This is a genomic window from Marinobacter sp. EN3, from assembly GCF_000475315.1.
In the GTDB taxonomy this organism is placed as follows: domain Bacteria; phylum Pseudomonadota; class Gammaproteobacteria; order Pseudomonadales; family Oleiphilaceae; genus Marinobacter; species Marinobacter nauticus.
Map to the genome: position 1 here is coordinate 127446 of NZ_AXCC01000030.1, position 20137 is coordinate 147582.

Genomic DNA, 20137 nt, shown 5'->3' on the forward strand with positions numbered 1-20137 from the left:
CTCTGTTGATTGAGGCTATTGAGGCTACGTTTATTCAATTGATCAGTGGCATTGCCTGGGGGCAGTGGCTGGCGGCGGGATTTTTGCTGGTGCTGGGTATCTTCCTGGGTACCATGCTGGCCCGGAGCGTCGGGCGGCTGGTCGAAAGCCGCACTTCACGGCACCACCAGGTGCTCATCCGGCGCCTGGTGTTCTATGTGATTTTCGTACTGTTTGCTATCGCAGCGCTGCGGGAAGCCGGGTTTTCACTGGAAGTGGTGCTGGGGGCGGCCGGTATTCTCACGGTAGCCATTGGCTTTGCTTCGCAGACATCGGCTTCCAACATCATCAGTGGCCTGTTTCTGGTGATGGAGCGTCCGTTTGAGATAGGCGATGTCATCGAAGCGGATGCCACCATTGGTGAGGTGGTGGCGATTGATCTGCTCAGTGTAAAGCTGAGAACACCGGACAACCTGTATGTGCGTATCCCCAATGAAACCCTGATCAAAACCCGGGTGGTGAACCGGTCCCGGTTTCCGATCCGGCGGATCGATTTGGTGATCGGTATCGCCTACGCTGAAGATGTGGAGCGGGTGCGGGATCTGTTGCTCGGGCTGGCGGAGACCAATCCGCATTGCCTGGAAGAGCCCCGGCCATTTGTGCTGGTGACCGGTTTCGGGCCTTCGTCTGTGGATCTCCAGTTTTCCTTCTGGGTGGCCCGGGAGGATTTCCTGGAAGGTAAAGGCGGCATGATGGTCGCTATCAAGAAAGCACTGGACGGGGCTGGTATTGAAATACCGTTTCCTCACACCAGTGTCTACGCCGGCAGTCATTCCGAACCTTTCCGCATACAGCTGGTCGGGTCGGAACAACAGCAAGAAAAGGAATTACCGGATGTCGACAATAAAACCTGAAGCCATTAAAACCACTCCCCCGAAAGCCGCGGAGAACAAGGTTAGTCTGGGGTGGCGGGAATGGGTGGCGCTGCCTGATCTTGATATCCAGCGTATCAAGGCCAAGGTGGATACTGGCGCCAGGACATCCTGTCTGCACACGTTCCGAACCGAGCCCTATACCGAAAACGGCGAACGTCGTGTGAAGTTCTGGGTGCACCCGGTTCAGAACGACCTGCACCATGTGGTGGAATGCGATGCCCGGGTGCTGGATGAGCGCACGGTATCGGATTCCGGTGGCCACAAGGAACAACGGCTGGTGATTGAAACCACACTGGTACTCGGCGATCAGAGCTGGCCCATTGAAATGACACTGACCAACCGGGACTCCATGCGGTTCCGGATGTTACTCGGGCGCACCGCCATGGCGGGACGCTCGACGATATACCCTGAAGCTTCTTATCTTGCCGGCGAGCCGGCACCAAGGACCTGACTATGAAAATTGCGGTACTGTCCCGAAACCGTCACCTGTATTCGACCCGGCGTCTGGTGGAGGAAGGCATTAACCGTGGCCACGAAGTGAAGGTCATCGACTGCCTGCACTGCTCCATGAACATCACCTCTGCCGACCCGAAAATCCACTACCACGAAGAGGTGCTGGAAGATTTTGATGTTGTGATTCCCCGCATTGGTGCCTCGGTCACGTTTTACGGCACTGCGGTGCTCAGGCAGTTTGAGATGATGGGCGTGTTTCCGGTGAATGAATCGGTTGCCATTACTCGTTCGCGCGACAAGCTGCGCTCTTTACAATTGCTGGCCCGCAAAGGTGTCGGCATGCCGGTGACCGGTTTTGCCAATAAACCGGACAACGTGCCGGAATTGCTGAAAATGGTGGGGGGGGCTCCGGTGGTGATCAAGCTGCTGCAGGGCACCCAGGGCATCGGCGTGGTGCTGGCGGAAACCCGCAAGGCGGCAGAAAGCGTGATCGAGGCCTTTATGGGCCTGAAAGCCGATATTCTGGTGCAGGAGTTCATCAAGGAAGCTGGTGGCGCCGATATTCGCTGCTTTGTGATCGGCGACAAGGTTATTGCTGCCATGAAACGCCAGGGCGCTGAAGGCGAATTCCGCTCCAATCTGCACCGCGGTGGCACCGCCTCGCTGGTGAGAATTACTCCGGAAGAGCGCCGAACTGCCATTACTGCCGCCAAAGCCATGGGCCTGAACGTCGCCGGCGTGGACCTGCTGCGTTCCAGCCGAGGTCCGTTGGTGATGGAAGTGAATTCCTCGCCTGGCCTGGAGGGTATTGAAAATGCCACCGGAAAGAACGTGGCGGGCATGATCATCAACTGGACCGAAAAGAACTATAAACCCTGGAAAACCAAAACCCGGGGCAGGGGATAAGAAGGCATGGCCAGAGCTCCGTTTGAGATTGCCGGCGTAGAGGTGAAAGCCGGTACCCGGGAGACCGTGGAAGTCCCGGTGGCAAAACTCTACACCCATACCCCGCTGCATATTCCGGTGGAAGTGGTACACGGCCGCCGGGATGGCCCGGTATTGATGGTCTGTGGCGCCATCCACGGCGATGAGATCAACGGTGTTGAAATCGTCCGCCGTGTATTGAAGAACTCCGCGTTGCGGCACCTGAGGGGCACCCTGGTGGCGGTCCCGATTGTCAATATCTTCGGGTTCGTGCAGCGTACGCGCTACCTGCCGGACCGGCGGGATCTGAACCGGTGTTTCCCGGGCTCAGAGAGTGGTTCTCTGGGTGGGCGTATTGCCTATCTGTTGCGCACCCAGATCATGGAAAGCGTCACCCACATTATCGATCTGCATACCGGCGCCATTCACCGGTTCAATCTGCCGCAGATCCGCGCCGAGCTGAAAAATCCGGAAACTTCCCGCATGGCTGAAGCCTTTGGTGCGCCTATCATCATCAATGCCGGTCTGCGCGAAGGCAGTCTGCGGGCCTATGCCGATTCGCTGGATATTCCGGTGATCACCTTTGAAGGCGGGGAAGCCCTGCGTTTTGATGAAGTGGTTATCGCCAGCGGTGTTAAAGGTGTGATCCGGGTAATGCGGGAACTGGAAATGGTGCCCGCCAAGAAAGGCCCCAAGGCGCCGAAAAAGCGCTCGGAAACAGCGGCCAATTCCCAGTGGGTTCGGGCAGATATCGACGGCATCATGCGCCCGGTGGCCCGGCTGGGCCAGAAGGTTCGCAAGGGACAACGACTGGCCATGGTGGCCGATCCGTTTGGCGAGACTGAAGTGGCCATCACCTCGCCCTGTTCCGGGATTGTCATCTGCGTGAACAATCTGCCCTTGGTGAATGAGGGCGAAGCGATCTACCACGTGGCGCGGTTTGATGAGTTGGGTGAGGCCGAAAAGGCCATGGACTACTTCCGCAGTTCCTTCGAGAACGAAGTGTCGGAGGAAGCCGTGGTGCCGGTACACCCCTGGGACGAACTTCAGAAATAACCGAACGTTGGAGTACCTATGATCTGGCACCAGAACATCATTGAGTTAGCACCGTTGCCACGGGGCTTCAATCTCGTCACCAACGAGATCCTGGTCCAGGCGCCGGAGCTGACCAACTGCGAGGTGGGGTTGCTGCACCTGTTCATTCAGCACACCTCCGCTTCCCTGGCCATCAATGAAAACGCCGACCCGGACGTGCGTGGCGATCTGGAGCGTCACTTCAATGTGATGGTGCCGGAGCACGCCGATTATTACGAGCACACCCTGGAAGGCCCGGATGACACCACCTCCCACATAAAAAGCGTGATCATCGGGCCGTCGCTGACCATTCCCATCAGCCACGGCCATCTGGCACTCGGTACCTGGCAGGGGATTTACCTTTGCGAACACCGGAATCATGCCGGTGGTCGTAAGATTGTGGCGACTTTGCAGGGGCGTTGGTGAGCTCTAGATCTGCCCGCCTACGCCTTTGAACTTCTCTACAAACGCCGAAACTTTTTCAAAAACGCTTTGTTTCTTGGTGAGGTATTGCGGATTCAACGGACTCATTTTCGGCAGAATGTTATTGAGCTCCGTACCATTGTCGCTGGCATGCTCTCGTTTCAAAGACGTGGCGATGTAGCGCCTGGCCGCTTCCGCGTTAAGCTTTTCGGCCGTAATCAGTGCCTGCGCTTCTCGCTGTTGCTCAGCTCTTGCATAGGTGAAGAACGCGTCAATGACACTGGCCTTGTCAGGAATATCATCAAGATCTGCCTGGTTAATAAAGTCGACCACCAAACTCTCCTTGGCTCTATTACCCAGGCTGGCCCGAATCAGGCGGCGGACTTCATCAATCAGGTCTGACTTGCTTTTGGTTTTCTTGTTGTGCTCAAAGATCAGCTCCAGAATGTAGTCCAGATTGATTTCCTGTGACTTGAGCAGGTCTACCTCGAAGACCACATCATCCCAGTCGATGCTGGACTGGTTGTTATCGTTGCCGGCCTTTTCTCGGCGAATCCAGTCGCGTATGTCGTTGTAGGTGGAGCGGTAATCCTGAATCTTGCGCTCAGAGGGTAATCGTATGCTCTTCAAAACGGCGAGATCTTCATCGCTCAGGTAATGTTTCGCCTTGAATGCTTCCACTTCCGCAGGGTCACTAGTATCAATCGTTTGCAGGGCTTTCAGGCTGGCAAATTCATCGAAATTCTGCAGTATGTTTTCAACGCGCAGGTACTCGCCGAACAGCTTGGCAAACGCCTTCCTGTCCTTTTCTTTAACAATCTCATCCGGGGCGGGAAAGCGCTGTTCCAATTCTGCTACCACCGTCATGAAGCCACGTCGTGCTTCGCCGGTAACGAGATCGGTGAAGCCTTCCATGTATTCCTTGTAGCTTTTCTCCAGTACTACGTTCTTGGTGTTCTTGTCGCCAAACAGGGTGATGGCGTCAATGGTCGCCTTCTCCAGATCACGGAAGGTTACGATATTGCCAAAGGTTTTGGTGGCGTCATAAATCCGGTTGGTGCGCGAAAAGGCCTGGATCAGGCCATGGTAGCGCAGGTTCTTATCCACGAACAAGGTGTTGAGCACTGGCGCATCAAAGCCGGTCAGGAACATGCCCACTACAATTAACAGGTCGATGTCTCTGGATTTCACGCGCTTGGCCAAATCGCGGTAGTAGTTCTGGAAGCCGTTGCTGTCGACACTGAAGCTGGTTTTGAATAAAGCGTTGTAGTCGGCAATCGCGGCGTTTAAAAACTCCTTGGCGCTACTGTTCATAGCCGAGACTTCAAAACTCTCGTCAGCAATATCGCCAATGGCATCCTGTTCCTCGTTGGCGGCAAAGGAAAAAATGGTGGCAATCCTGAGCGGTTTATCATTCTCGGCTTGAAGTTGGTTCAGAGATTCATAATAGAGCTTTGCGGCGTCCACGCTGCTGACGGCAAACATGGCATTAAAGCCCATGGCGCCCGGTTGCAGGCGATGAGTCTTCTGTCGATAGTGATTCAGAATGTACTGCGACACTTCCCGGATACGTTCGGGGTGCAGCAAGGCCTGCCGATTTTCCGCTGCCGTCAGTTTTGTTTCGTCCTGCTCGGTTTCAATGACTTTGAACTGGGGGCGCACATCGTTGTAGTCCACCTTGAACTTGAGCACCTTTTCATCGCGAATGGCGTCGGTGATCACATAGGAGTGCAATTCACGACCAAACACGCTGGCGGTGGTTTCTGCACCGAGAGCGTTCTGGGGGAAAATGGGGGTACCGGTAAAGCCGAACTGATAGAACCGCTTGAACTTCTTCTTAAGGTTTTTCTGTGCTTCACCAAACTGGCTGCGGTGGCATTCGTCAAAAATAAAAACGACTTGCCTGGTGTATATTGGCAGGTCGTTTTCGCTCTTCATCAGGTTATTGAGCTTTTGAATGGTGGTGACGACGATCTTGTTATCTTCTTTGTCTAGATTGCGCTTCAGCCCTGCGGTGCTGTCCGAGCCGTTGACGCTATCGGGGGAGAACCGCTGGTACTCCTTCATGGTCTGGTAGTCCAGGTCTTTACGGTCCACAACAAAGAATACCTTGTCGATAACGTCCAGCTCGGTGGCCAGCCTTGCTGCTTTGAAGCTGGTCAACGTCTTGCCGGAGCCTGTGGTGTGCCAGACATAGCCGCCGCTTTCCGGCTTGCTCCAGTTCTTGCTCGCATGGGAACTTTTGATCTTCCACAGGATGCGTTCGGTCGCGGCAATCTGGTACGGGCGCATTACCAGAAGGGTGTTGCTGACATCAAACACCGAGTATTTCAACAGCACCTCCAGCAGAGTGTTTCTCTGAAAGAAGGTGGTGGTGAAATCTTTCAAATCTTTGATCAGGCTGTTGTCGGCCTTTGCCCAATGCATGGTGAAGTCAAAGTTGTTCTTGTCCCGCTGAGTGGTGTTGGCAAAGTAGCGTGTATCAGTTCCATTGGAAATCACAAATAGCTGGAGAAACTTGAACAGGGAATGCTCGCTGTTAAAACTCTCTTTGCTGTAGCGGTGCACCTGGTTAAAGGCCTCGCGAATGGCTACACCGCGCCGTTTCAGTTCCACCTGCACCATGGGCAATCCATTGACCAGAATGGTGACATCATAGCGATTGGCATGGCTCCCAGTTTGCTCAAATTGCTTGATGACCTGTAGCTTGTTGCGGGTAACGTTCTTTTTATCCAGTAGGTAAATGTTCTGGATGCGGCCATCATCGAATACAAAGTCGTGAATATAGTCATCGTGAACTTTGCGGGTTTTATCGATGACGGTTTCACTGGGCCGGTCAAGAAAAGTTTCCACAAAGCGCTGCCATTCGCTCTCGGAAAACTGCAGTTTGTTCAGGGTTTGCAGTTGCTGGCGCACATTGGCCAGCAGTGCATCCGGGGAGTTGAGGTCTGGCAGATATTCATACCCCTGGTTTTCAAGGTCGGCTATAAATTCCCGTTCCAGGTCGTATTCACTTTGATAGGTTTCACTGAGCTGAACGCACTTGGTATATCTATCCAGAACGATAAATTGATTGGTTTCGGCAATGGCCTTGTAGTCAATCACGTATCCGCGTCCTTTCTTTGAAGCAGCTTTTTCACTTCGCGATCGAAGTCTGATTCGATATGTTGCTGCTTGTTGAACTTGTCGTATTCGGCATAAGCTTTTTGCTCGGCCTGCTTTCGGCTAACGTTGCCATAGCCTTCCAGAATCCGGTACTCATTGAAGGCAAGAAATTTGTTGACGCTTTCAGCAAAGCTTTCCATCGTGAAACTGTTGCGCCGCTCGATGATGCCTTCGATATAGTCGAAAAAAGCCGAGACTGCCCGTTCGAGTTGTTTGATTTCGGTTTCGCTCAAATAATTCTTCGCGACCACAGAATCTGACTTTAATACCCGGCCAGCCGGTGCGTTTTTGTAAGTGCTCATGCCCATCAAAGGCTTACTGGCATCGGCTTTGAGTGAAATGATTTCTGCAGCGGTGTGGCCAGTAATGGCGTAATGGAACTTGTCCTGAACGTGGGCGTAGAACAACTGGGTGGTTTTCGATCTGGGGTCGTAATCAATGCTGCATTCAGCAAAAATATCGGTAATCTGCTGGTAGATGCGCCGCTCACTGGCTCGAATGGAGCGCACCCGCTCCAGTAATTCGCGGAAGTAATCTTTACCGAAGTAGCGGCCATTTTTCAGGCGCTCATCATCCATGGCAAAGCCCTTGATGATGTACTCTTTGATCAGCTGCGTCGCCCAGATACGGAACTGTGTGGCCTGTGCCGAGTTGACCCGGTAGCCAACCGAAATCACGGCATCCAGGTTGTAGTATTTGACCCTATTCGTCTGGGTTTTCCCGGCCACAGCGCCGTGTTCAGTGGTATGTTCCAAAATGGAACATACCACTGATTCCTCTAACTCTCCGCTTTCAAAAATGTTCTTCAGGTGCTTGGTAATTGCCGGGCGCTGCACACCAAACAGCTCCGCCATTCTTTCCTGAGTCAGCCAGATGGTCTCATTGCTGAGCACCACCTCTACCTTTATCTTGCCGTTGGGTGCGGTGTAGAGCAGAAATTCTGTGGTTTGATCTTCCAGACTTAGATTGGGCACAGGGTTCCTTCCTTATGCTTTAATGTCAGTGAGTTCAGTCATTGGCTTCGACCTGCTTCCAAAAGCCATATTCATTCTTCAAGTGATTAAGCAGTAACTTAACAGTCTGCTTCTCGGGCTCTGTTGGCTCGGTGACCGTGTCATTTGACAAGGTTGAATGACTGGAGAACTGGATGATGCGGTTCAAATACGCCTGCTGGTCACCCGGTAAGAGTTCAGACCATCTCGGATAACCGAGAAAGCTCGCCGTTTTCTCGTACAGGTTACGTAAGAGCGTAAAATGGTACCTTTGTACCTGGTTTTCCGCGACTGCCTGCTCAAGGACCTGTTTTAGATATAGATGGTAGGAAAAGCTCTTGTTGGAATCCCCATATTTGGTGTTCAGAAGGTAGCTGCCATTCTCAAAACGTTCCAGCAGGTAGCAGCCTTCTTTTTTACCATTTTTGTTCAAACCAAGTTCATTGTGGAGCACGTTATAAAAAAGAGGGCTGTGAGTTGTGATAATAAACTTCAGCCCAGACTGACTGGATTTGATCAAGCCCGCCAAGTTGACGGCCAACTCAATCAGATGATTTTCATCCAGTGAGCTGACTGGGTCATCAATAAAGACATATTCCAACTGGTCAAACTGATTTGTCTCACGCTCAGTGGGCTCAGCAACGTTGAGGATTGTAATAACCTGATCCAACAGGGTGTAAAAAATGCTCCAGATAAAGTTGCTCTCTTCACCTTTGGAGATTTTCAGGTTGCCGGAATGTTCGTTATCGCCACGCTCAAGTGAAAAAGTCACCTCTGTAAAATCTGCGCTAAAATGCGGGGTGAGTTTCTGATTAGCATAACGTTGGAAGTTTGTGACGATATTGAGATCCTGCCCCTGATCCTTCAAAACCCAGTCGGTAAAAGAGTTGGGTTGAATTTTCAGCTTAGGTTCTGCATCTGAGTCCAGATCGTTATCCCAATAGAACAAGTCCTCGGTGAACGCATTGTAGTAGAGGATTTTGTTTCTTGAGAATGCACTTTCACCTTCACTATTGGTGACATCTTCATCATCATTCTTTGGCGCAATCAGTTGTTTGAATTCCCGGGATAGGCGGGTTTTCCCCGAGCCATTAAAGGCATAAATCAACTGCACCCTTTTATTGGCGCCTCTGAGCTGTTGGGCTATTTCCGTTAGGGTCTTGCTCATATCAAGCCGCGACCTCTTCCGGTTTTGAGAAGCTCAGCAGAAGATCCCGATAGTATTCATATTGCTTTTGCCGCAGCTCGATCTCTCGGGGTAAGCCTTCGGAAATCGAGTCGGTAAGGGCGTTGAATTTGTCCAGAATCGATACAATACGAGCCTGTTCGTCAAGTGACTTCTCGAGATCATCCGGATAGGGGATAGGGATCGAAACCTTCGAAAAGCCGGTCATTAACAGTGTATTGACCTTGGTTCTGGCCACATGCTTCGCCTTCTCAGCAATAAACGATGCGGTTTGCATGCAGTAAGAAACGTACTTCGGGTTCATTGTATGCCGGAAAGCATAGCAGTGGTCGTGAATAGCGACTTTTCCATCGCCTAGCCATGCCACGGCTTTACCAACGTCCTCTACGGTCTCTCCCACATCCGTTATTACCACGTCACCAGGCAGCGCATAACGAAGTGTCTTCGCCATATCACTTCGGACCTGGGAGTGTGCCCTAGTCGTGAATGCTCCGTACCGGGTGTAAATCTCACCGTAATGGATAGCGCTGATACCGTCATCTACATAATCAGCTTTGGTAAAGCGTTTACCCCGAATAAATTCTCCAATCTCTCCGAGCGGCTTCCACGCTACTTCTCCATCTTCGAAACTCAACAACTTGTCGCGATAGTAGTTGTATTGCTTTTTTCTTGCGGTAAGCTCGGCGGTAAGCTCGGCGGTAAGGGAGGTAAATGCGTCAAGAATTCGGACGATTTCCGCCTGGATCTCAAGGGATTTTTTCGGATTTTCCGGACATGGGATGGGAATCTGGAATCCCTCAAGCATGGGCTTCCTTATAGAGGTTGCAGTTGCTCCAACACTTTTTGCCAGAATGTATTTCTTAAAATTTGATGACATGAAGTGATAGAGAAACTTTGTGTTCAATATGCCTGATATAACGCGAATTCTATATGCTCTCTGATGTAGGGCATATTTCCCTTCCACGTAGTGGAATATCTCACCAATTCCGCCTTCGCCGGGTACGACTATAGCCACTTCATCAAACTGAAAGGTATCTGACTTTAATACGTTCTTTGAACGAACATAGAATGGATAGATTCCATTTTCACTCTTATCTTGGCGATTTGAGCTTCCGGTGCCAATATCTGCTACAGCACCAAGGGATACCCAGTCCATATGAACGCTATCGTCCAGCTTGTCCATAAATCTCACATTGCTCATGCCTACAGCTCCTCACCTTCAATCTCCGCCACAATGGCATCAATCTCGGTGCGCAGTTGGTCGATTCTGGCCACTGTGGTTTTTAGCTGAGCATTGAGCTGGGTAATGTCGATCTGCTCGCGGGTGTCTTTGGCTTCTACGTAGCTGGTGACTGACAAGTTGTAGTCATTGGCGGCGATCTCTTCAAACGGCACGGAGCGCGCAAAATGCTCAATGTTTTCCTTGCGGTCGAACGCGCGCATGATGTCTTCAACATGCTGATCGGTCAGGAGGTTGGTATTGGTTTCTTTTTTGAAATACGCCTCGCCGCTGGCATCAATGAACTGGGTGGTTGTGTCAGTTTTGTGTTTGGACAACACCAGGATGGTGACCGCGATGGTGGTGCCATAAAACAGGTTGGGGGCGAGTGAGATCACCGATTCTACGTAGTTGTTGTCTACCAGATACTGGCGGATTTTCTTTTCGGCACCGCCCCGGTAGAAAATGCCAGGGAAGCAGACGATGGCTGCGCGGCCTTTGGCCGATAGATAGCTGAGCGCGTGCAGAACAAAGGCAAAGTCGGCTTTGGATTTAGGGGCCAGCACCCCGGCCGGGGCAAAGCGGTCATCGTTAATTAGGGTAGGGTCGTCGCTGCCGATCCATTTCACCGAATAGGGCGGATTGGAGACGATGGCGTCAAAGGGTTTTTCATCGCCAAAATGTGGATCGGTCAGGGTGTTACCCAGCTGCACGTTGAACTTGTCATAGTTGATGTTATGCAAAAACATGTTCATGCGGGCCAGGTTATAGGTGGTGTGGTTAATCTCCTGGCCGAAGAAGCCCTCTTCAATAATATGCGCATCGAAATGCTTCTTTGCTTGCAGCAGCAGCGAGCCGGACCCGCACGCGGGGTCGTAAATCTTGTTCACGCTGGTTTGCTTGTGCATGGCGAGCTGGGCAATCAGTTTTGATACATGCTGCGGGGTAAAGAACTCGCCACCAGACTTGCCTGCATTGGCTGCGTAGTTGGAAATCAGGAATTCGTAGGCATCGCCAAACAAATCGATATGGGCACTGTCAAAATTCCCAAAATCCAGGCCGGCTACACCTTTGAGCACAGCCGCCAAGCGGTAGTTCTTTTCCTTAACAGTGTTGCCGAGTCGGTTGCTGGTGGTGTCAAAATCGGCAAAAAGACCCTTGATGTCGCCCTCCGATGGGTAGCCGTTAGCGGAGGCTTCGATGGCAGCAAAGATAGCCGCGAGGTCGGTATTCAGGCTTTCGTTGTTGTTGGCACCCTTGGCAATATTGACGAACAGCTGGCTGGGGTAAATGAAGTACCCCTTGGTTTTGATGGCATCGTCTTTGATGTCTGGGGTGATGACGCTGTCGGGCAGCTCTGCGTAGTTGATGCTGTCGTCATCGGCCTCGATATAACTGGCAAAATTCTCGCTGATAAAGCGGTAAAACAGGGTGCCCAGCACATACTGCTTGAAGTCCCAGCCGTCGACAGAACCACGTACGTCGTTAGCGATCGCCCATATCTGGCGTTGCAGGGCTGCGCGTTGTTGGGTGCTTGTCATTCAGTTTTCCTGTTTAAATCCGGTTAGTAAGTCGCCGTCGGCTCAAATTTGAGGTGGGTAGTATACGAGATAAGGTGCATGAAACTCATCGTTCGTTGCCCAGGAAAGGCTTGAGTATTGTGGAGCATGAGGGGGTGCCGACTTTGTGATCAGTTTCCGAGTGCTTTGATACATCCTTGGTGAAGGATGGCGCTGATACACCTAGCTTCGCTGCAGAGGGAGCAAGGCCTTGAACGGCAAGAAAGCTGTATTGTGGGGAGGGCTGGGTACGGACTACGTTTAGCCTAGAACAGGCTGACCTTTGCCAAACAGCTCACATAGTATGCGCCTTGTCGCTTCTACCCAGGTACCCCCGCAAACTCCCGAACATCCCGCAAAAACCGATCTACCTGCTCCTCCGAGGTCGACCAGGAGCACATCAGCCGGGAACAGCCGCCAATAAAGTTGTAGAACTTCCACCCTTTCGCTCTTAGCGCAGCCTGGGTAGTTTCCGGTAAATCCACAAACACACCATTGGCCTGCCTGGGGTAACGCAGGGATACGCCGTCAATACCGCGCAATCCGTGCTCCAGCCGTTCGGCACAGGCATTGGCGTGTCTGGCATTTTTCAGCCAGGTATCGTCAGTGAGCAGACCGCACCAGGGGGCTGAGATATAGCGCATCTTCGAGGCGAGTTGCCCCGCCTGTTTACAGCGCCATTCAAAGTCTTCGGCAAGTTTACGGTTGAAGAAAATGACCGTTTCACCCAGGGCCAGGCCATTCTTGGTGCCGGAGAAACAGAGCACGTCGACACCCGCTTTCCAGGTGATTTCAGAAGGGTGCACGTCCAGCGCCGCTACCGCGTTGGCAAAGCGTGCGCCATCCATATGAATGTTCAGGCTATGGCGGTCGGCCACTGCGCGCAACGCACGGAGTTCCTCTGGGGAGTAAAGGGTACCCACTTCTGTCGCCTGGGTGATGCTCAGTGCCTTGGGTTTGGGATAGTGAATATCGCTGCGTTTGGTGACAAGGTGTTCCACGCTTTCCGGGGTCAGCTTGCCGTTGGCACCTGTACCCAGCAACAGTTTTGCCCCGTTGGAGGCGTATTCGGGGCCGCCGCATTCATCGGTCTCAATGTGGGCCAGTTCGTGGCAGATCACGCTGTGGAAGGATTGCCCGATGGACGCCAGAGCGAGGGAGTTTGCGGCTGTGCCATTGAACACGAAGTAAACGTCGCAGTCGGTATCAAATACTTCGCGTAGTTGGTCTGCCGCTTTGGCTGTCCAGGTGTCTTCGCCGTAGGCAGGTTCGTCCTTCTGGTTGGCCTGTTCCATGGCGTTCCAGGCCTGGGGGCAGATACCGCTGTAATTATCGCTGGCGAATTGCTCCGAGTCTGACATTGGTTCTCCCGAAAATATCATGGGTGAATATCCACCCATTATTAGCTTTGCTGTGGGTGGTTAGCCACCCAATGTTCTTCGTCTATTTGTCTAATAAGAAATCAATTTATTGTTTTGTAAGTATTTTTACTAACTGGCCTGGCCCTTGCTGATAGCTCCCCCAGCGAGGCCGGGCAGGCCTCATCAGCACCCAACCAACAAGATGAATCGGGAGCATTTCTTATGAAACTTCAAACCATTCTGGCGGCTGCGATCGCCTCCTCCGTTGTTGCTGGCCCTGTGATTGCCCAGGATCGTGCCGGCTGGCCCGAGAGCTTTACCGTTGGCACGGCAAGCCAGGGCGGCACCTACTTTGCCTATGGCTCCGGCTGGGCGAACTTTGTGGCGGAGAATCTGGGGGTGTCTGGTGGTGCTGAAATCACCGGCGGCCCGGTTCAGAACATGGCGCTGGTTCACACCGGAGACCTGAAGTTTGGCCTGACCACCATGGGCCCGGCCCGTGAGTCCATGGAAGGCGAGAGCCCGCTGGCCCCGGGCATGAAGATGGACAACGTGTGTGCCATGTTCCCGATGTATGAAACCCCGTTCTCCATTGCCACGCTTTCCAGCTCCGGTATTACCAGCATCTCCGAGATTCCGGACGGTGCCACCATTGGTTTCGGGCCGGCCGGCTCCACCTCGGATACCTACTTCCCGCGCATGATGGAAACGCTGGGCGTCAAGTTCGAGCGTCGTAACGGCAGCTGGTCAGACCTCGGTGGCCAGCTTCAGGATGGTCTGATTGATGTGGTGGCCTTTGCGGCCGGTATTCCCATTCCGGCGGTCAGCCAGCTGGAAGTCCAGACCGACGTTAACGTGATCGGCATGAACGATGATGAAGCCAAGAAGATCGTCGATAACTTCCCGGTGTCGGAGTTCGTCATTCCGGCCAGCACCTACCAGTCCCTGGACGCTCCATCCCGAGTGGTCTCCATGTGGAACTTCGCCATGGTGAACTGCGATATGCCGGAAAGCTTTGTGTATGAAATCACCAAGCTGACCATGGAGAACAACGACAAGATGGTGTCGATCCACAAGGCAGCGCGCCACTCCGTTCCCGAGAACTACACCAAGAACAAGGTACTGCCCTGGCATCCGGGTGCAGCACGCTGGTTCAACGAGAACGGCTATCCCATCGAAGACGCGGCCATCAAGCAGTAATGAACCAGGCCGAAGGGTCGCCTGACGACCCTTCGGCATCCGGTCGATACCGATTCACCGCCTCTCAGACAGGCAGGACTTATCATGACCAAAGAACAATCCCATGCCGGCGGCGAAACGCAGCTGGCAGAAAACCTGACGGTCAATGAAGACCATGTATTGGCCCACAATGTGGATGAAGAACCGGTAGAGGCGAACCGTCGCCTGTACACCGGTATTTTGCTGAAGTTCGTGGTGTTGCTGGCCATTGCCTATTCGGCGTTTCACCTCTACACCCTGAACGTGTCGCCCATGGAAACCTGGTCGTTCCGTATTGTGCACGTGGCCGGTGCCCTGGTGTTGGGCTTTATCCTGTTTGCCGGTGCCCGCTTCGTTTCCAGTGAAGAAGGTGCTGCGCGGCATCGCTGGACCACCTGGTTTGCAGCAGTCGCACTGATTCCAGCGCTCTATGCGCTGTACCAGACTTACGCCTTTCACCAGATGATTCTGGGTGGTACCCTGCGGATTCCCGCCGAGCTGGAAACCTGGCATTTTGGCTGGCCGCTGCTGGCGGCTTCCGGTGTGGGTATTGTCATGAGCTGGTTCCACCAGCGCGATCGTGCCCGGTTCAGCGTGCCGGATCTGGTTCTCATCATCTGCTCTGTGGCGGCTGCTGCCTACCTGCTGGTGGTGTTCAACACCTCCATGCGGATGACCACCGGCACCGCGTTCGCCCCCGTGGGTATTTCTTTTGCCGCTGTGGCCGGTACCGCGCTGATTATGGAGCTTACCCGCCGGGTAGCCGGTATGGCTCTGGTGGTGATTGCACTGGTCTTTCTGGCCTACGTCTTCGCCGGCCCCTACCTTCCGGGCTTTCTGGGGTATCCCGGGCTGTCGGTGCAGCGCTTCTTCAGCCAGGTCTATACCGATGCGGGTATTCTCGGGCCGACCACGGCGGTGTCTTCGACCTACATTATCCTGTTCATTATCTTTGCCGCGTTTTTGCAGGCGTCGAAGGTAGGTGACTACTTTGTGAATTTCGCTTTTGCGGCGGCTGGCCGGTCCCGGGGTGGTCCCGCCAAAGTCTCCATTTTCGCCTCTGGCCTGATGGGTATGATTAACGGCACCAGTGCCGGGAACGTGGTATCCACCGGTTCCCTGACCATCCCCTTGATGAAGCGGGTTGGCTACAGCAAGGAATCCGCCGGCGCGGTTGAAGCAGCAGCGTCTACGGGCGGGCAGATCATGCCGCCGATCATGGGTGCGGGCGCCTTCATCATGGCGGAGATTACCGGTATTCCCTATACCGAAATTGCCATTGCGGCGATTATTCCGGCGATTCTGTACTTTGCCTCGGTCTACTTCATGGTCGATTTCGAGGCCAAGAAGCTGGGGATGCGCGGCATGCGCGAAGACGAGCTGCCCAATTTGCGCCTGATGCTGCGCCAGGTATACCTGTTTGTGCCCATCATCATTCTGATCGTGGCGTTGTTCCAGGGCTACTCGGTGATTCGTGCCGGTACTCTGGCCACGATTTCCGCGGCGGTGGTCAGCTGGATTTCCCCCAACAAGATGGGCCTGCGGCAGATTCTGCATGCGTTTGAGATAGCGGCCTATATGTCGATTCAGATCATCGTGGTCTGTGCGGCCGCCGGTGTCATTGTGGGTGTGATCTCACTCACCGGCGTTGGCGCTCGGTTCTCAGTGCTGTTGCTGGATGTGGCGGCCCACAGTCATCTGCTGGCTCTGGTGTTTGCCATGTTTATTTCCATTCTGCTGGGCATGGGCATGCCGACCACCGCAGCTTATGCCGTTGCAGCTTCGGTCGTGGCTCCGGGCCTGGTGCAGTTGGGGATTGAGCCGCTGACGGCGCACTTCTTTGTATTCTACTTTGCCGTGGTCTCGGCCATCACGCCGCCTGTGGCACTGGCGTCCTATGCGGCGGCGGGTATTTCCGGTGCCAACGCCATGTCGACATCGGTGGCGTCGTTCCGTATCGGCATTGCGGCGTTCATCGTGCCCTTCATGTTCTTCTACAACAGTGCGCTGTTGATGGAAGGAGGGTGGTTCGAAATCGGACGGGCGCTGATTACCGCTACCTTTGGCGTGTACCTGCTGTCTGCCGGTGTGCTGGGCTGGTTCGCACGGTCGTCCGCCCCGGTTCTGGTACGGTTGTTACTGGTGGCCGCAGCCCTGCTGACCATCGAGGGTGGTTTGTGGACGGATCTGGCCGGTATCGCGCTGGCGGTAATCGCCATGCTCATCCAGCGCAAGCGTGCGCCGGCTCTGGCCGCAGCCTGATCTGGCCAGTACCCGGAGGACAACCTGCCGCTGAGCGGGTTGTCCTGCCGGTCCGGGGGCGCTAGGCTTGGCCGAAGCCCCTCTTTGATGTTTCGGAACTGAATTCCATGCTCCAGCGCTTCAGCGTCGTTGTGATTCTGGTTGTCATCATGCTGCTGTCCTGGCTTCTGGGCGGTTGGTACGGTTATCGCCAGCTGGAGCAGGAGGCCCTGCAAGAGGCTTTCCGGTACCGACAACTGGTTGCGAATGAGCTGAACCGGTATCTGCCGGTACCGGCTCTTATCGCCGAACACCCCCTGTTAGCCGACGCGCTCAAGCAACCGAATGATGCCGTGACCCTGCTTCGCGCCAACGAGCAGATGCAAAGAATGGCCACCATTGTCGGCGGCTCAGATATCTACCTGATGGATTTGTCTGGTTTGACGATTGCGGCCAACAATTTCGGCCAGCCGGACACCTTCGTTGGCAATAATTACGCGTTTCGCCCCTACTTTTCTGAAGCCGTGCAAACCGGAGATTCAGTGGCCTATTTCGCCTTGGGTTTACGGTCCCTGGAGCGTGGTCTGTACTTCACTCATCCGGTGCGCGATCAGCGGGGCAAAATGCTCGGGGTCGTAGCCATCAAGATATTGGTCCATGAGCTGGAGTCGCAGTGGCACCGGCCAGAATCGACCCAGCAGGCGCAAATGGTGGTGCTGGACGGCGACGGCATCAGTTTTCTGTCCAGTCGCAGCCAGTGGTTGTATCGGGACTTTCGGCCAGGTGACAAGGCCGAAAAAACCGCCCGCGTGCGGCAGCGTTACCCCGAGCGGGATTTAGCGCCTGTTGACTTCTCGGTCACTGGCAAGCCGTGGGGGCTGGCGGATTATTCCACACGGATTCAGTTACGGGACAGCAACAGTGTCGGCACGTACCTGACCGTCGAGGTGGACCTGCCCAGGCTGGACTGGAGCCTGATGGTACTGACCGAGACGCGATCAGTACTCTGGACCCGCGCCGGTTTCCTGGTCAGCGGGCTGGCCTTGTTCCTGGCCGGGTTCCTTACCTGGTTGTATCTCCGCGAACGATACCGGCGGGAACGTGAACTGGCCTTGAGGGGAGAGCAGTTGGAGCGTCGCGTTGCTCAGCGGACAGCCGATCTTAAACGTTCCAATGACCAACTGCTGGAAGAGATACAGGAGCGGGAGAGAGCCCAGACGGAGTTGCGTGAAACCCAGCAAGAGCTCATCCAGGCTGCCAAGCTCGCGGTGCTCGGGCAAATGTCGGCGGGTCTGAACCACGAGATCAATCAGCCCCTGACCGCTATCCAGGGTTATGCCCGCAACAGTCGGAAGTTTCTGGAGCGGGGGGCCACCGATATGGTGGATGCCAACCTGGGGGAAATTGTCGCCCTGTGCGACAAGATGGCGGAGCTCATCCGACAGTTTAAGGTGTTCGCGAGAAAATCCGAGGGCCCCCCGTCGGTGGTTGATCTCAGATTGGCGGTGGATGGAGCCCTCAAGATTATTCGTGCCCAGCACAGCAGTAGCGGCATTGGCATCGATTGGCATCGTCCGGAGCAGCCGGTCATGTGCCACGGGGATCTGATCCGGATCGAGCAGGTGATGGTCAATCTGGTGGCGAACGCGGTTCAGGCGGTTGAAGGCCGTGACGAGCCGTTGATCGAGATCATGATTGATGACGAAGAGGGGAACTGGCGTTGCCGGGTTCGAGACAATGGGCATGGCCTTCCCGGTAACACAGAGAAGGTGTTCGAACCGTTTTTTACCACCCGCTCTGTCAAACAGGGGTTGGGCCTGGGGCTTTCCATTTCCCGTCAGATCGTTGAAGCTCTGGGCGGAAACCTGGTCGGCCACAATCGTGACGATGGTCCGGGTGCCGAGTTCGTTCTCAAATTGAAACAGCGTAGGGCAGAGGAATGACAACCGCTTCAGTCATTTTTGTCGATGACGACCCGGATATCCGGCCACTGATGGAACAGACCCTGGAGCTGGAGGATATCCCGGTGGCCTGTTTTGCGGATGGTGCGTCAGCCTTGCAGGAGGTTCATCCGGATTTCGAGGGCATCGTCCTGTGTGATTACAACATGCCGGGCATGGACGGCCTGGATGTGTTGCAGCGCATCCGGCAGATTGATGAAGATATTCCGGTCATTCTGCTGACTGGTCAGGGCGATATCAGCACGGCGGTATCGGCCATGCAGCAGGGTGCCTACGATTTCATCGAGAAACCGTTTGATCACGAGGAGTTGATTGAACTTCTGCGGCATGCCCTTGAGAAACGGCATCTGGCGCTTGAGAACCGGCGGCTGAAAGCTCAGCTCCGACACCTTGCCCGCCCCGGCCCCCGGATGCTGGGCGATTCGCCGGCTATGCAACGGGTGATGGCGACCATTGATCCGGTATTGGATATCTCCGCAAACGTGCTCCTTCATGGTGAGACGGGGTCCGGTAAGGACGCGCTGGCCAGATATATCCATGAAAACAGTCCACGCAGCAGCCACAATTTTGTTGCGATCAATTGCGGCGCTGTACCCGAGAATCTGATCGAAAGCGAGCTGTTCGGGCACGAGGCCGGTGCCTTCACAGGTGCTGACAAACGACGTGTTGGCAAGATAGAACACGCTCATCGGGGAACCCTGTTCCTGGATGAGCTGGAAAGTATGCCCATGCCGTTGCAGATAAAACTGCTCCGGGTTCTTGAGGAGCAACGGGTTGAGCGGCTTGGCAGCAACCAGGTCGTTGACGTGGACGTACGTATTATCGCCGCCACCAAATCCGATCTGAAGGAACTGAGTGACAAGGGAGAATTCCGGTCCGACCTTTATTACCGACTGAATGTGGTGAAAGTGGATATTCCGCCGTTGCGGGAGCGAAAGGAAGACATCCCCAAACTGTTCCATCACTTTGTGCTGATTGCTGCCGCTCGCTATGACCGCGAGAGTGTGCCTTTGGACGCACGTCAGGCTGCCCGGCTGATGCAGCATTCCTGGCCCGGCAACGTTCGGGAACTGCGTAACCTGGCTGAGCGATATGTCTTGCTGGGCCCGGCAGCCCTGGCCGAAGGGGATTCCGCCAGCGGACCGAACATTGCCAGCCGGCAGACGTTGTCGGAAATGATGGATGGCTTTGAACGCTCGGCTATTGTCAGTGCTCTGAACGCCTGCCACGGTAGCATCAAGGACACCATGGTTCAGCTCGGGATTGCCCGCAAGACGCTGTATGACAAAATGAAGAAACACGGGCTGGACAAAGCCGAGTTCAAGGACTGACCGTTACAAAAGATAACGCCCTGGTTGCACTGGTTTTACAAACTACGAGGTTTCCTCGATAAATCTGTCGTGTGTTTTTCTGTAGGATTGCTAATCTTTTTTTAGCGGACTTCTCC

General features: G+C 54.2%; 15 protein-coding genes. 9 read left to right on the top strand and 6 right to left on the bottom strand.

Annotated features, from left to right (window positions below; genetic code table 11):
* Window positions 1–5 precede the first annotated feature (5 nt).
* The 5 genes from Q675_RS30880 to Q675_RS30900 are packed head-to-tail and all read left to right on the top strand — an operon-like array spanning window position 6 to window position 3791.
* Window positions 6–893: a mechanosensitive ion channel family protein gene (locus Q675_RS30880; RefSeq protein WP_023008868.1), complete on the top strand. Its 888-nt coding sequence runs from the start codon at window positions 6–8 to the stop codon at window positions 891–893.
* Window positions 874–1365: an ATP-dependent zinc protease gene (locus tag Q675_RS30885; RefSeq protein ID WP_011785817.1), complete on the top strand. Its 492-nt coding sequence runs from the start codon at window positions 874–876 to the stop codon at window positions 1363–1365. Before Q675_RS30880 ends, Q675_RS30885 begins: the two co-directional genes overlap by 20 nt.
* Before the next feature lie 2 nt (window positions 1366–1367).
* On the top strand, window positions 1368–2273 hold the full coding sequence (gene rimK / locus Q675_RS30890) for a 30S ribosomal protein S6--L-glutamate ligase (protein WP_011785816.1): 906 nt from the start codon (window positions 1368–1370) through the stop codon (window positions 2271–2273).
* A 6-nt stretch (window positions 2274–2279) separates the two neighbouring features.
* Entirely contained in the window at window positions 2280–3347 is a 1068-nt protein-coding gene (locus Q675_RS30895; RefSeq protein ID WP_023011486.1) for a succinylglutamate desuccinylase/aspartoacylase family protein, read from the top strand.
* Between the two features lie 18 nt (window positions 3348–3365).
* The gene (locus tag Q675_RS30900; RefSeq protein WP_023011487.1) at window positions 3366–3791 is read left to right on the top strand and encodes a secondary thiamine-phosphate synthase enzyme YjbQ; all 426 of its coding nucleotides are present in this window, start codon (window positions 3366–3368) and stop codon (window positions 3789–3791) included.
* 3 nt (window positions 3792–3794) lie between these two features.
* Here the strand turns inward: Q675_RS30900 and Q675_RS30905 are convergent, their stop codons facing one another.
* From Q675_RS30905 to Q675_RS30930, 6 genes are all read right to left on the bottom strand, one after another.
* On the bottom strand, window positions 3795–6893 hold the full coding sequence (locus Q675_RS30905) for a type I restriction endonuclease subunit R (protein ID WP_023011488.1): 3099 nt from the start codon (window positions 6891–6893) through the stop codon (window positions 3795–3797).
* On the bottom strand, window positions 6890–7927 hold the full coding sequence (locus tag Q675_RS30910; protein WP_023011489.1) for a virulence RhuM family protein: 1038 nt from the start codon (window positions 7925–7927) through the stop codon (window positions 6890–6892). Before Q675_RS30910 ends, Q675_RS30905 begins: the two co-directional genes overlap by 4 nt.
* A gap of 34 nt (window positions 7928–7961) precedes the next feature.
* The gene (locus tag Q675_RS30915) at window positions 7962–9113 is read right to left on the bottom strand and encodes an AAA family ATPase (RefSeq protein ID WP_023011490.1); all 1152 of its coding nucleotides are present in this window, start codon (window positions 9111–9113) and stop codon (window positions 7962–7964) included.
* 1 nt (window position 9114) lies between these two features.
* Window positions 9115–10332, bottom strand: coding sequence for a restriction endonuclease subunit S (locus tag Q675_RS30920; RefSeq protein WP_023011491.1), 1218 nt, complete (start codon window positions 10330–10332; stop codon window positions 9115–9117).
* Between the two features lie 2 nt (window positions 10333–10334).
* The gene (locus tag Q675_RS30925; RefSeq protein WP_023011492.1) at window positions 10335–11891 is read right to left on the bottom strand and encodes a type I restriction-modification system subunit M; all 1557 of its coding nucleotides are present in this window, start codon (window positions 11889–11891) and stop codon (window positions 10335–10337) included.
* Between the two features lie 338 nt (window positions 11892–12229).
* Window positions 12230–13270 (bottom strand): threonine aldolase family protein, encoded by a 1041-nt coding sequence (locus tag Q675_RS30930; protein WP_023011493.1) that lies wholly within the window; start codon window positions 13268–13270, stop codon window positions 12230–12232.
* A gap of 222 nt (window positions 13271–13492) precedes the next feature.
* Here Q675_RS30930 and Q675_RS30935 point away from each other — a divergent pair, with 222 nt between their 5' ends.
* From Q675_RS30935 to Q675_RS30950, 4 genes are all read left to right on the top strand, one after another.
* The gene (locus tag Q675_RS30935) at window positions 13493–14470 is read left to right on the top strand and encodes a TAXI family TRAP transporter solute-binding subunit (RefSeq protein WP_022991005.1); all 978 of its coding nucleotides are present in this window, start codon (window positions 13493–13495) and stop codon (window positions 14468–14470) included.
* Window positions 14471–14554: 84 nt separating this feature from the next.
* A complete protein-coding gene (locus tag Q675_RS30940; protein ID WP_023011494.1) occupies window positions 14555–16750 on the top strand; it encodes a TRAP transporter permease in 2196 nt (731 codons plus the stop codon).
* A 107-nt stretch (window positions 16751–16857) separates the two neighbouring features.
* A complete protein-coding gene (locus Q675_RS30945; protein WP_023011495.1) occupies window positions 16858–18672 on the top strand; it encodes a sensor histidine kinase in 1815 nt (604 codons plus the stop codon).
* Complete coding sequence (locus tag Q675_RS30950; protein ID WP_011785810.1) at window positions 18669–20021, top strand: sigma-54-dependent transcriptional regulator; 1353 nt, start codon at window positions 18669–18671, stop codon at window positions 20019–20021. Before Q675_RS30945 ends, Q675_RS30950 begins: the two co-directional genes overlap by 4 nt.
* The last annotated feature ends 116 nt before the right edge of the window (window positions 20022–20137 follow it).

Coding starts and splice junctions, on each gene's coding strand:
- Q675_RS30885 (WP_011785817.1), top strand. CDS start 874: ATGTCGACAATAAAACCTGAAGCCATTAAAACCACTCCCCCGAAAGCC.
- Q675_RS30945 (WP_023011495.1), top strand. CDS start 16,858: ATGCTCCAGCGCTTCAGCGTCGTTGTGATTCTGGTTGTCATCATGCTG.
- Q675_RS30935 (WP_022991005.1), top strand. CDS start 13,493: ATGAAACTTCAAACCATTCTGGCGGCTGCGATCGCCTCCTCCGTTGTT.
- Q675_RS30940 (WP_023011494.1), top strand. CDS start 14,555: ATGACCAAAGAACAATCCCATGCCGGCGGCGAAACGCAGCTGGCAGAA.
- Q675_RS30900 (WP_023011487.1), top strand. CDS start 3,366: ATGATCTGGCACCAGAACATCATTGAGTTAGCACCGTTGCCACGGGGC.
- Q675_RS30895 (WP_023011486.1), top strand. CDS start 2,280: ATGGCCAGAGCTCCGTTTGAGATTGCCGGCGTAGAGGTGAAAGCCGGT.
- rimK (WP_011785816.1), top strand. CDS start 1,368: ATGAAAATTGCGGTACTGTCCCGAAACCGTCACCTGTATTCGACCCGG.
- Q675_RS30930 (WP_023011493.1), bottom strand. CDS start 13,270: ATGTCAGACTCGGAGCAATTCGCCAGCGATAATTACAGCGGTATCTGC.
- Q675_RS30950 (WP_011785810.1), top strand. CDS start 18,669: ATGACAACCGCTTCAGTCATTTTTGTCGATGACGACCCGGATATCCGG.
- Q675_RS30920 (WP_023011491.1), bottom strand. CDS start 10,332: ATGAGCAATGTGAGATTTATGGACAAGCTGGACGATAGCGTTCATATG.
- Q675_RS30925 (WP_023011492.1), bottom strand. CDS start 11,891: ATGACAAGCACCCAACAACGCGCAGCCCTGCAACGCCAGATATGGGCG.
- Q675_RS30915 (WP_023011490.1), bottom strand. CDS start 9,113: ATGAGCAAGACCCTAACGGAAATAGCCCAACAGCTCAGAGGCGCCAAT.